Source organism: Pseudomonas putida, from assembly GCF_028682475.1.
GTDB lineage: Bacteria > Pseudomonadota > Gammaproteobacteria > Pseudomonadales > Pseudomonadaceae > Aquipseudomonas > Aquipseudomonas putida_AG.
Genome location: NZ_JANHLE010000023.1, coordinates 26,007 through 38,454, shown reverse-complemented (window position 1 = coordinate 38,454; position 12,448 = coordinate 26,007). Strand labels below are relative to the sequence as shown.

Here is a 12,448-nt window from a genome sequence, read left to right as displayed (position 1 = left end):
GGAATCGGAAATTATCACTTATGAGAATTCTAATATATGAGAATTTCGGAATACGCAAGCAGCCACGTTAAGATGCCTGTCCGTACTACCTGACCGAGATCCTTGATGAGTGACCGCTCCCCTGCTGCCGACCGCCCTGGCGTGCAGTCCCCGATCGACCGCACCGAAGTCGGCGCCCGACTGCGCAGTGTGCGCAAGAGTCAGCAACTGACCCTCAAGCAGTTGTCGGAACGTTCCGGGGTACCGGTCTCGACCTTGTCGAAAATGGAGCTGGCACAGGTATCGGTGAGCTACGAAAAACTGGCTGCCGCGGCGCGCGCGCTAAATGTCGACATCGCCCAGCTGTTTCGCTCATCGGAAATGAAAGATGCACCGGCATCTACCACCGTGGTCGTCCACTCACTACCTACCGTGCCGGGTTACAGCACCGGAACCTATGACTATCACCTGATTGCCGGCGAGTTTCCCGAGCGCCTGATGACACCGATGTTTGCGCGGATCATTGCCCGTGAGCGACAGCAGTTCGATGAGTTCATTCGTCACCCCGGGCAGGAGTTTGCCCTGGTGCTCAGTGGTCGGGTGCGGATCGAGTTTGAAACGGGCGAAGCGGTGAGTATTGGCGCGCAGGAAACCGCTTACTTCAACAGCAATGTCGGGCACATCTACCTGTCGGAGAGTGAGGATGGGGGCGATGCACAGGTGATGGTGGTGATGACAGATCGGTGAAGGCCGCGCGCAAAGCAAGAGCGAAGCGAATTGTGCCTTTGATCTTGATCTGCTTTTGATCTGCTTTTGATCTTGATCCACCCGCCCCGTTAACCAGTAGGGCTGAGTGGAGGTGTCGTGGAGGGGCTAGCGCGCAGCGCCTTCGGCGATAGCCGAAGTTGCGAAGCGTAGAGTTGCTTGCAACTCGTAGCTCGCAATGCCCCGTAGCGGCACCGGAGCGAAGGGACCCGAAGCGCAGCGTAGGGCCCCTGGTGGGGCGAGCCCTTTGCGTTACTTTGGGGCGTTTGCCAAAGTAACCCGCCGTAAGGGCGGAAAGGTGATTCAGCGCCACCGCCGCGAATGGATATGCCCACAAATCCGAGGGCCTCATCGCGGGGCAAGCCCGCTCCCACCGGGCAAATCAGATTACACTGACTAGCCAGCGCTTGGTCCTAGGACCTATCCTACGCAGTCTGTCGGCCTCAGTTGCTTGCCCGGGGAAGGTCTTCACACTAGGCTCGTTCGGTCATTGAATTTTCAGTGATCGGGTTTGGCGACCCGGGTAATCACTCATGCAATACCCTGTTAGTCGTCGCGTATTATGGCGGCTGTGCGCGGGAGGGTTTCGGCCCTGCCGGGTTTCCGAGTGTTCCGGTTCGCCAACCTGCGTACAGCTGCCACCATTTTGTTTGGCGACAAAAGCGTGGCAGCCCCTTTAACACTCGGAGTTGTCCATGAAAAAACTAGTCCCCGACCCACCGTACATGCGCCTCGGCGAGACTGTCGAAACCAGCGTCGACAGCTGCCCGGAGCATCCTCCCCTGTTCAGCGTCCGTGCCGGTGTTAGCGCTGAAGACGCCCTAGTACATGCCTCGCTCTACCTCAAATGCGCCAGCTCAACTATCCCCCAGGCCGTGCAATACACCAAAGAGCCGGGCCGCGGTTTTGCCTGGTCCACCCAGCACTCGGTCGAAATGGCCAAGGCACTGATTGACGCATTGCTCGACGGGATGGAGGAACGGCAACTGGACGCCAAACAATGTGCAGAACGCGCAACGCCACAAGCGTGAATCCATCCAGATAACTCAGCGAAACATCGCGGGGCAGGCTCGCGCCCATCGGGCTTGCCCTCGAGGCTCCAGTTATAACCTAATAACGAACTAGTCTATTTCGCTATAAAAAAACCTTTATGCTGGCTGCCATCCGATCACGGGCACGTTGAGCGTTCAGGTAAATTATGGATGTAGGTTCATTCGGCTTCACCATTGCAGGCCTCATCGTAGGTTTCATCGTCGGCATGACCGGCGTCGGCGGCGGTTCATTGATGACCCCGATCCTGCTCTGGTTCGGCATCAGCCCGGCCACCGCAGTGGGCACCGATCTGTTGTACGCCGCCATTACCAAGGCCAGCGGCGTCTGGGTCCACAGCAAAAACAAAAACATCGACTGGAAAATCACCGGCTGGTTGACCCTGGGCAGCGTCCCTGCCGCCGCGGCAACCCTGTGGTTCCTCAGTACCCTGAATGCAGACACCCAGGCCGCTAACGCGGTGATCAAGCAAGGCCTGGCCGTAGTGCTGGTACTCACTGCCCTGGCCATTCTGTTCAAAAGCAAACTGCAAGCATTCGCCAGCAAACACGCGGGCGACCGCTATCACCTGAGCGGCACCAGCCTCAACCTGCTGACCGTGGTCACCGGCGTCATCCTCGGCGTCATGGTCTCGCTGACCTCCATCGGGGCTGGCGCCCTGGGTACGGTGGCGCTGTTCCTGCTCTACCCCTACCTGGTCACCCGCCGCCTGGTCGGCACCGAGATCGCCCACGCGGTGCCCCTGACTCTAGTCGCCGGCCTGGGCCACGCCAGCATGGGCAACATGGACTGGTCACTGCTGGGTTACCTGCTGCTGGGTTCGCTGCCAGGCATCTATCTGGGCAGCCACCTGACCGGACGCATTTCCGACAGCGTCCTGCGCCCGTGCCTGGCTGGCATGCTGCTGATGATCGGTTATAAATTGGCGTTCTGAAGCCTCGCAGCCAACCGCCAACGCTGTAGGCCCGCTGCCACGCCAGCGTGGCAGCAGCGATGGATTGATGCTATTTTCCTGCCAGCCCTTGTCCCTAATTCTTCAGCCGTTTGAACTGTGGCCACGGGCTGCTGTGCAGCCCTTATTCAGCAAGGAGGCAATCTTTCGAGGGGCTAAAGGGTTTCAGCATTAATACCGCACAGGGCATATAAATATGGCATTGATTAGGATGAGCACGCGAGATGTCAATTGATGTACCGATAGAGACCAAGGCCCAACGCCTGGGGAACATGATCAATAGCTACCTGTTGCCGATAGGCTGGCTGGTCATCCTCACAGGGATGTTCTGGGCTGGCGAACGAGCGATGTACCACAAGCTCTTTTACATTTTCCTGGCCGTCCCCACCCTCCTGGCTTTGATCCTGCAGCCGCGATTACTCAAACCCCTGACCAGCAACCCACTGTTTCTGGCCTTCCTGGCCTTCAGTGCATACACCCTCCTGAGCATTGTCTGGTCTGACACGGAAAACTCAGCAGGCAGTTTGGTCAAACGACCGCTATACATCGCAATGCTGCTGTTATCTGCGGGCATCATCGCCCTGCGCACCCCTGCGCAACTGGAACAGTGCACGCGTCTGGCGGCCATCTTCGCCGCATTGGCGGCAGGCCTGTCGCTGATCTACTTCATGTTCTTCAAACTGCCCGAACCTGATAACCGTTTGACCGGTTACGGCGCGCTCTACAACCCCTTGCTCACCGCCCATGTATTCGGTGCTTTCGCCGCTTTCTGGCTGGGATCATGGTTCCAGGCCCGTAGCGCGTTGAGCCCGCTGCCGATTATCTGCCTGGCGCTCCTCGGCGTAGCGATCATCGCAACCGGCTCACGTACGCCATTGGTGGGATTGGCGGCGGCCCTGGGGTGGCTGATGATCGTCGGCGACCGGCGGCGCAGCCTGATTGCCATAGGGGTGGTAGCGCTTGGCATTATCAGTCTTGCGCTGATTCATCCCGAAGCCATCACCCAACGCGGGGTGTCTTACCGTCCCGCCATCTGGATGGAGTCGTTGCGCCAGATCAGTGAATATCCATGGCTGGGCCATGGCTACGACTCCCCCATGACGGTGATCATTCCGGGCATGGGCAGAACACTCGCCGATCCACACAACATTGAATTGGGCGTGTTGTACGCGGGCGGCATCCTGGGGTTGGTGTTGTGGATGACGCTGTATGGCCTTGCGATGTACTTCAGCTGGGTCTACCGCAAGCAAGCTGCTGTCACACTCGCGGCGACCTGGCTTATCTTCGGCTTTGCTGCGGGCCTGACCGAAGGCAGTGCCTTCATGTCACGCCCCAAAGAGCATTGGTTCCTGATCTGGATACCACTGGCCCTGATCTACGGCCAATCGCTGATCTACTGGACGCGTAGCCGAGCAGTCAAGAGCTGATCAGCCTCCAGATACCGCGCAAGGTTTTCTTGTTCCAGTACTTGACCGGGATTTCCGCCAGGATTTCCCGAGTCAACGCCTTGTCACGGTTGGCGTACTTGAGCACCATGGAGTTGCGGAAGTTCATGCACACCTTCTCGTATTGCGGGTGATCACGGAACACCTCGTACGTTTTCAGTACGTTGTCCACCATGAACCGGCCGTTCTTGAAGGTGTTTGTGGGGTGATCACGGTATTGCGCCAGCACCTCGCCAAGCACGTCGATAAAGTAACCGGCACGCGCAATCGCCAACTCGATATAGACGTCCTCCAGCCGAATATTCGCATTAAAGCCACCGACTTTATCCAGGGCTTCGCGTCGCAGCATCAATGTCGCAGCCATTGGCCCGGGCTTGCGGTCTAGAAAAAGATCGTCAAAATCCAGACGGCGAAAGGGCAGATTTCGCTTACGCTGCTCACGCGGGCCCATAACCCGACCATCCTGGTCAATGGTTTCGATATTGGCCGAACAAATACCCACTTCAGGTTTACCCTTCATGTACTCCACTTGCGTGGCGATACGATGGGCAACCATGATGTCGTCGGAGCCGAACGGGACAATTAACTCGCCCCTTGCACGCCCAATCGCATCATTAAGCGTAGCCGCCAGGCCCTTGTTGGCCTGAAAGCGTAAATCGAAACCATGCTTTTCCTGGAGCTGCTTCAAAATCGCCGGGCTCTCATCCGTCGAACCATCGTCGATAACCAGCAACTCGATGTTGGAATAAGTTTGGTTGATGACACTACTTACGCTTTTTTCTATATAACGCGCGTGATTATAAGAAGCGATGATGACTGTCACCAACGGTGTGTCAGAAACATCGTGACGTTGAGCAGACATAAAAAAACCCTAAATTCAATCCGTGCTGCATTAGTATTTTTCAGCTTACATTTGCGAATGTCGCGCTCAAGCTCACAAGCCTCGATTAATAGCCGAAGGTGCAGGTGTAATGCTACTTATCTTATCATTAGTTGCATCGGTAATCTCCGCATAGAACCTCCAGTCTAGATGAAGGCAGCCTCAAACGATACAGGCTTGCGTGGCACGTGCTGTTCGCGATCAGAGGCATGGCATATTGGACGTCCTTGATCGCCTCCCTTGTCGCTGAAGCGCACACGAGAGCGGATTGCCCCAGGCACAAAACTACCATGGCCCTTGTCTGACGGTCGAACGCCTGGCTTTCCTGATAAACTGTGACGCCCTTTTGCACGATGCGAATGTGTTCGGCATACGCCGCCTTCGAAAAATGCAAACACGGTGGCAAACAGTAGCAAATGAGAAGAGTTTAGATGCAGACGACACACGCAGAAAACCTGGTAAACCCAAAGAATCCGGTAGTTAGGAGGTTTTCTGTTGCGCCGATGATGGATTGGACTGATCGCCATTGCCGATTCTTCCTACGCCTACTATCCAGCAACGCCCTGCTCTACACCGAAATGGTCACCACCGGCGCCCTCCTGCATGGCGACGCCGAGCGCTTCCTGCGTCATGACGAAGCCGAGCATCCGCTTGCCTTGCAACTGGGCGGCAGTGTGCCGGCAGATCTCGCCGCTTGCGCCAAGCTGGCCCAGGACGCCGGCTACGATGAGGTCAATCTCAACGTTGGCTGCCCGAGCGACCGGGTGCAGAACAACATGATCGGCGCCTGCCTGATGGGCCATCCGGCACTGGTCGGCGATTGTGTCAAAGCGATGCAGGATACGGTGCAGATTCCGGTGACGGTCAAGCACCGTATCGGTATCAATGGCCGCGACAGTTACGCCGAGCTGTGCGATTTCGTCGGCCAGGTGCGTGATGCCGGCTGCCGCAGTTTTACCGTGCACGCACGCATTGCAATCCTTGAAGGTTTGTCACCGAAGGAGAACCGCGAAATTCCACCCCTGCGTTACGACGTAGCAGCGCAGTTGAAGGCGGACTTCCCTGAGCTGGAGATCATTCTCAACGGTGGCATCAAGACCCTGGCCGAGTGCCAGGAACACCTGCAGACGTTTGACGGTGTGATGCTCGGACGCGAGGCGTACCACAACCCCTATGTACTGGCCGAGGTCGACCAGCAGCTGTTCGGCAGCCAGGCACCCGTGATCAGTCGCAGTGAAGCACTGGCCAAACTGCGCCCTTACATCGCCGCCCACCTGGCAACCGGTGGTGCCATGCACCATATCACCCGTCACATCCTCGGCCTCGGCCAGGGCTTCCCTGGGGCGCGCAAATTCCGTCAGTTGCTCTCGGTAGACATCCACAAGAGCCAGGACCCACTGGCGCTGCTCGATCAGGCCGGCGAGCTGTTGCAGGGGCGCTAGCTCCGGAACCTGTACGCACCTGGAGACTCGAAGGCTTATCCCTTCGCCTCGCTTGCCAGCCAGCCCTTGAGCGGCTGGCGGCGCTCGGGTAATGTCGATCCATCGCACAGGACAGAGCACGCCCATGACCTCCAAGCTGGAACAACTCAAGCAGTACACCACTGTAGTTGCCGACACCGGTGATATCGATGCCATCAGCCGCCTGAAACCGGTCGATGCCACCACCAACCCGTCCCTGCTGCTCAAAGCCGCAGCCATGCCCGGTTATGCCGAGTTGCTCAAGCAATCGGTCGAACGCAGCAAAGGCGATATCGGCCTGGCCTGTGACTCATTTGCCGTGGCAGTGGGTGCCGGCATTCTCAAGGTGATTCCGGGGCGTATCTCCACCGAAGTCGATGCGCGTCTGTCTTTTGATCAACCCGCGCTGCTGGCCAAGGCCCGGCAACTGATCGAGCTATACGATAAGGCCGATATCGGTCGCGACCGCGTGCTGATCAAACTGGCCTCGACCTGGGAAGGCATCCGCGCTGCCGAAGTGCTGGAGAAAGAAGGCATCCAGACCAACCTGACCCTGCTGTTCTCCTTTGCCCAGGCACAGGCCTGTGCCGACGCGGGGGTATTCCTGATTTCGCCGTTCGTGGGCCGGATCTACGACTGGTACAAGAAATCCACCGGCAAGGAATACGTCGGTGCTGAAGACCCGGGCGTGCAATCGGTTACGCGCATTTACGATTACTACAAGACCAATGACTACAAGACCGTGGTCATGGGGGCAAGCTTCCGTAATATCGGTCAGATCGAACAACTGGCGGGCTGCGACCGCCTGACCATCAGCCCCGAGTTGCTACAGCAGCTGAGCGATGACCAGGGCAAGCTGCCACGCATCCTCACACCGGGCAAAAACGGTGAAGCCCGTCAACACCTGAACGAAGCACAGTTCCGCTGGGCGTCGAACGAAGATGCCATGGCCACCGAGAAACTGGCCGAGGGCATTCGCCAATTCGCTCGAGATCAGGAGAAGCTTGAGGCGTTGCTCGCAGCAAAGGTTTGATACAAAACCGCATTTGCTACTGAAGCGGGAAATACTGAGTATCCTTGTTTTTTTGCGGCCTCGAGGCCTCATCGCGGGTCAAGCCCGCTCCCACATTGAGTATTTGTATGTGGGAGCGGGCTTGACCCGCGACGCTTTCGACTGTGTTATCCGAGATGTTGATGCCTGAACCTTGCGTATTGCCCGCAGTATTGGCCGGCCCCTTGCTGCGCCGCCTGGAACCTACGCGAATGGTATTCTGGCTGGTCGGCTCACACGTGCTGCACCCGACCCTGTCACTGAACTGCCCGGGCATCACCCCCGACCTCGATTGCCAGGTCATCGCCATCGGCCGCCAGGCGTTCGTGCACCTGATCGACATCCGCCTCGACAGCCCGCTGCCCTGTGATGTGCAGATCGACTATGACTTGACCCTGCAAACCAGCAGCGATGCTCAAGGCATCGCCCAATGGGCCCCACACCTGCTCTATGACGGCGCCCGGCAGCCCAGCTTTGTCCTGCATTCGCGCCTTGAACAGCTGCTTCACGGCTCCTGCCGCAAGCCGCATCATCCGGCCGCCGACGGCCTGCTCTGCGCTGATCGCCTGCTGATGGAATGCACCGACCCCAAGTCGCGCCCCGCGCTGCTGATGATGAGCGGCGATCAGGTCTACGCCGACGATGTCGCCGGGCCGATGCTGCGCGCAATACATGCGCTGATTGAACGCCTGGGATTGTTCGACGAGGCGTTGCAGGGTGCGGTGGTCGATAACGGCACCGCGCTCTATCGACACCCTGCCAGCTACTATCACCGGGCCGACCTGCTACCGGCGCTGGAAAGCAACGAAACCTTGCGAGAGCGCTTCTTCGGTGGCGCGCGCAAGCCGATCTTCACCAGCAGCAATGCCGACAATCACCTGGTGACCTTCGCCGAGGTCATGGCCATGTACCTGCTGGTCTGGTCGCCTGTGCCTTGGTCGCTGATCGACCCGCAAATGCCACCTGGGCTTACCCTTCAGCGCCAGGACCGCTACCAGCAGGAACAACAGCTGATCTGCGGCTTTGTCGCCGGCCTGGGTGGCGTCGCCCGGGTGCTGGCCCATGTACCCAGCCTGATGATCTTCGATGATCACGACATTACCGACGACTGGAACCTGTCAGCGCAGTGGGAAGAAACCGCCTACGGCCACCCCTTTTCCAGGCGCATCATTGGCAACGCTTTACTTGCCTACCTGCTGTGCCAGGGTTGGGGCAATGATCCCGATAGCTGCCGCGAGCTGGTGCAAAAATGCCAGGCACTGAGCCATAGTGCCCTGGCCGACCAGAGCCTGAATCCCTCATTGCAGGATGAGCTGATCGATGAACTGCTGCGCTTTCAGGGCTGGCAGTTCACACTACCGAGCAACCCACCGCTGCTGGTGCTCGACACCCGTACGCGTCGCTGGCGCAGCGAAAGCAACTTCAACAAGCCTTCCGGCCTGCTCGACTGGGAGGCTTTGAGCGAGCTGCAACAGGCCCTGCTTGATCACCCCTCGGCAATCGTCGTGTCACCCGCACCGATATTCGGCGTCAAGCTGATCGAGAGCGTGCAACGGGTGTTCAGCTGGCTGGGCTACCCCCTGCTGGTCGATGCTGAAAACTGGATGGCCCATCGTGGTGCGGCGCAGGTGATCCTCAACATCTTCCGGCACTCGCGTACGCCAGGGCATTACGTGGTTCTCTCCGGCGACGTGCACTATTCGTTCGTCTACGAGGTACTGATCCGTCATCGCCAGCGCAGTCCGCACCTGTGGCAGATCACCAGCAGCGGTATCAAGAACGAATTCCCGCAGCGCCTGCTGGATACCTTTGACCGCCTTAACCGTTGGCTGTATTCACCCCGCTCACCACTCAACTGGTTCACCAAGCGCCGCCAGATGGAGGTGATTCCTCGCACGCCGAGCCACAGCAAGGCCGGCGAGCGACTGTGGAACAGCGCAGGCCTGGGCCAGGTGTTTTTCAATGAGCAGGGGCAACCCCAGCGAATTTTCCAGCTCAACGCCAACGGCGCGGCACCGACCGAGTTTCCACCCAGGTCAACGGATTAGTCAGTCAGTGCAGGCGCCGCAAGGCGCCTGAGGGCCGGATCAGGTACGCTCGAGGGCGTTGACCAGGTCGTGGAAGGCTTCGCGATTGGAATCGTTCAGGCCCATGAGGATCTTGTGCGCCTCCAGCACCTTCGAGCGCACCACGTCTTCGTTCTGGTCCTGGGAAGGCAGATCGGTCAGGCACTCGGGACATGGAATCGGCCGGTCAACGATGTTGAACACCTGGTCGAAGCCCATCGATTGCAACAACCGCGAGATGTCCGGGTTGGTGGTCACCACTGTCGGCAACAGCCCAACCTTCTGGCGCGACAGGATCGAGAGCTTGGCCAGCAAGCCCAAGGTGGTACTGTCGATGCTTTCGGTTTCAGTCAGATCGATGACGATCGCCGAGAAATTCAGCGCCGTAAAGATCTTTTCAATAGTCGCATCCAGCGCCGAACACAAGGTCAGACGCACTTCGCCGACAAACTTCAGAACGAAGGTGCCGCTCTGTTCGGCGAACTGGATTCTTCCCGTACTCATTGAAGGTTCCTGCTCAACACCAATAGGGCGATATCATCCGGCATCTCCCCAAGCGTAGCCAATCCGAATCGTTGGCGCAGCCCATCCAGGCTACCACCCGCGGCCTTGACGATTTCAGGCAAGGCCGCCTCTTTATCTTTGAGTGTTCCCCCGGGCAAAAGGTCCAGAATGCCATCAGAGAGCAAGGTCAGGCTGAACTGTGGTGGCAACTCCAGAACATGATCCTGGTAGGTCGCCTCTTCAAACAGTCCGACCGGCAATCCGCGGCCTTCCAGATAGCGGCTCTGGCCGGGGGTGTACAGCACCGGCAACGGCAAGTGACCACCAATGCTGTAGGTCATCAGCCCGGTGTCTTCATCAATCACCCCGCCGACCATGGTCACATGCTTGCCCAGCTTGCAGTTGATCAGGCCGCGGTTGATGTGGCCGAGCACTTCCGAGGGCTTGAAATCGCGCAATCTGGAATTGCGCTTGAATTCGAACAGCAGCCGGGTGGTCATGAACTTCAACAACACCGTGACGAACGCCGATGAAGCACCATGGCCGGAGACGTCCGCCAGGTAGAAGGCGATGCGTCGCTCGTCGACCCGGAAATAGTCGGCAAAATCGCCCGACAGGTACAGCGATGGAATGATCTGATGCTCGAACGACAGCTCGTCGGTCACCCAGGGACTTTCCGGCAGCATGTTCATCTGCACCTGGCGCCCGGCGGTCTGATCCTCCTGCAGCAGGTGCAGGCTGGCCTCCAGTTCGCGGTTGGCGGTTTCGAGCTTTTCCCGGTAACGCTGGTTCTCCAGCACCAGGCGAGCGCGATCCAGCGCACGGCGCACCGAATGCTCCAGCACCGCCAGATCTTCCAGCGGCTTGATCAGGTAGTCGGCAGCGCCCAGGCGCAACGCCTCTACTGCATCGTTCATGACCCCGGCACCGGAAACCACGATCACCGGCAATTCAGGCGCACGCTCGGTCACCTGGCGAATCAGCTCCAGGCCGCCCATTTGCGGCATGCGCAGATCGCAGATCACGAGATCGGGCTGTTCCTGTTCGAAGACCTGCAGGCCCTGCTGGCCATTACTCGCTTGCAGGACACTGAAACCACTGTCTTCAAGGTAGGCGGCAAGACTGGCACGTACGACGTCGTCGTCATCGATTATCAGCAGCGTGGCACTGGTTTTCTGCATGTGGGCAAACGGCGCCAGAATTAGGTTGGCGTAGGCGGCTCGACAAGGCATGAGCACACGTACTGGATTCGCTTCTAGCCACTCTTATATGAGTTGTAGGACAAGACAGGCTGTCCGGCAACTTGCAGAGGTGCCCTGTAAGGCGCAGACGGTACTCCCATCCGCTGGGGGTTTCAAGGGTACGCCGATGCTCGCGGCTGCTCTTTGCGGGGTAAATCACCAAGAGTTATAAAAACCCCTTCAGCTGCAACCTAATGGAAGGATTGCATTGTCAGCATGTGCTGAATTGCAGGCATGAAAAAGGCGGCCCCCAGGGCCGCCAGTTTCATTACTGTGCGGATTAGAAGTCGTCTTTGACTTCGCCATCCTTGACCTTGAACTCACGGTTCTGCAGGTAAGCGTTGCGGATGAACACGTATTTGTCGCCACGGATCAGCTTTTCCGCCGACAGCAGGCTGGCGCGGGTGTCGACGACATCCACGGCAATCGCGCTGTTGCGGGTCGGCACGTGGTCGATGTAGCGGTAGGGTTCGGTGTAAGTGTCCGGGTATTTGCCGACAGCGTCACGCACAGTGCTTGGGCCGAGCAATGGCAGCATCACGTAAGGACCACTGCCTACACCCCAGTAACCCAAGGTCTGACCGAAGTCTTCATCGTTACGCTGCAGGCCCATTTTGGTGCCGACGTCGAAGAAACCGCCCAGACCGAAGGTGGTGTTGACGATCAGGCGTGCGGTGTCGACACCGGCGGCATGCGGCTTGAGCTGCAGGATGTTGTTGGCCAGGTTGGTCACGTCGCCCAGGTTGAGGAACATGTTGTGGATGCCATCTTCCAGAAACTGCGGGGTGATTGCCTGGTATCCCTTGGCCAGCGGCTTGAGCGCGTAGGTGTCAATGGTGTCGTTGAAGGTAAAGATCGGCCGGTTGATGCTCTCCCACGGATCTTCCTCGGTCGCCGCCTGGGCTGCGCCCATTGGCGCCAGCAGCAGGCTGGCACAGACACAGGCCCGGGTCATCCGATTGATCACGCCTGTACCGATCCTACGCATAGAGTTACTCCTCGACAGTCACTATGTAAGACACGACGTGCCCTACGCTCAAAAAGGAAACAAGTAT

General features: G+C 58.4%; 11 protein-coding genes. 7 read left to right on the top strand and 4 right to left on the bottom strand.

The window, feature by feature from the left end:
- Window positions 1-105 precede the first annotated feature (105 nt).
- The 4 genes from NPS47_RS18525 to NPS47_RS18510 all read left to right on the top strand — a co-directional run bounded on the left by NPS47_RS18525 (window position 106) and on the right by NPS47_RS18510 (window position 4,173).
- Complete coding sequence (locus tag NPS47_RS18525) at window positions 106-726, top strand: helix-turn-helix domain-containing protein (protein ID WP_274296250.1); 621 nt, start codon at window positions 106-108, stop codon at window positions 724-726.
- Between the two features lie 713 nt (window positions 727-1,439).
- Complete coding sequence (locus NPS47_RS18520; RefSeq protein WP_274296249.1) at window positions 1,440-1,775, top strand: DUF6124 family protein; 336 nt, start codon at window positions 1,440-1,442, stop codon at window positions 1,773-1,775.
- Between the two features lie 167 nt (window positions 1,776-1,942).
- On the top strand, window positions 1,943-2,728 hold the full coding sequence (locus NPS47_RS18515) for a sulfite exporter TauE/SafE family protein (protein ID WP_274296248.1): 786 nt from the start codon (window positions 1,943-1,945) through the stop codon (window positions 2,726-2,728).
- Window positions 2,729-3,018: 290 nt separating this feature from the next.
- Window positions 3,019-4,173, top strand: a complete 1,155-nt coding sequence (locus tag NPS47_RS18510; protein WP_274296247.1) for an O-antigen ligase family protein — start codon at window positions 3,019-3,021, stop codon at window positions 4,171-4,173.
- Here NPS47_RS18510 and NPS47_RS18505 read toward each other — a convergent pair.
- Complete coding sequence (locus tag NPS47_RS18505; RefSeq protein ID WP_274296246.1) at window positions 4,163-5,053, bottom strand: glycosyltransferase family 2 protein; 891 nt, start codon at window positions 5,051-5,053, stop codon at window positions 4,163-4,165. The genes NPS47_RS18510 and NPS47_RS18505 overlap by 11 nt on opposite strands.
- Before the next feature lie 449 nt (window positions 5,054-5,502).
- Between NPS47_RS18505 and dusA the strand changes: the two genes are divergently transcribed.
- The 3 genes from dusA to NPS47_RS18490 all read left to right on the top strand — a co-directional run bounded on the left by dusA (window position 5,503) and on the right by NPS47_RS18490 (window position 9,630).
- Window positions 5,503-6,513 carry a tRNA dihydrouridine(20/20a) synthase DusA gene (gene dusA, locus NPS47_RS18500; RefSeq protein ID WP_274296245.1) on the top strand — a complete coding sequence of 337 codons (1,011 nt, stop codon included), beginning with the start codon at window positions 5,503-5,505 and terminating at the stop codon, window positions 6,511-6,513.
- Window positions 6,514-6,637: 124 nt separating this feature from the next.
- Entirely contained in the window at window positions 6,638-7,564 is a 927-nt protein-coding gene (gene tal / locus NPS47_RS18495) for a transaldolase (RefSeq protein WP_274296244.1), read from the top strand.
- A gap of 161 nt (window positions 7,565-7,725) precedes the next feature.
- On the top strand, window positions 7,726-9,630 hold the full coding sequence (locus NPS47_RS18490) for an alkaline phosphatase D family protein (RefSeq protein ID WP_274296243.1): 1,905 nt from the start codon (window positions 7,726-7,728) through the stop codon (window positions 9,628-9,630).
- A gap of 39 nt (window positions 9,631-9,669) precedes the next feature.
- Here the strand turns inward: NPS47_RS18490 and rssC are convergent, their stop codons facing one another.
- The 3 genes from rssC to NPS47_RS18475 all read right to left on the bottom strand — a co-directional run bounded on the left by rssC (window position 9,670) and on the right by NPS47_RS18475 (window position 12,381).
- A complete protein-coding gene (gene rssC, locus NPS47_RS18485) occupies window positions 9,670-10,152 on the bottom strand; it encodes an anti-sigma factor antagonist RssC (RefSeq protein WP_013971741.1) in 483 nt (160 codons plus the stop codon).
- A complete protein-coding gene (gene rssB / locus NPS47_RS18480; RefSeq protein ID WP_274296300.1) occupies window positions 10,149-11,333 on the bottom strand; it encodes a two-component system response regulator RssB in 1,185 nt (394 codons plus the stop codon). Before rssB ends, rssC begins: the two co-directional genes overlap by 4 nt.
- Window positions 11,334-11,673: 340 nt before the next feature.
- On the bottom strand, window positions 11,674-12,381 hold the full coding sequence (locus NPS47_RS18475) for an MlaA family lipoprotein (RefSeq protein WP_274296242.1): 708 nt from the start codon (window positions 12,379-12,381) through the stop codon (window positions 11,674-11,676).
- Window positions 12,382-12,448 lie beyond the last annotated feature (67 nt).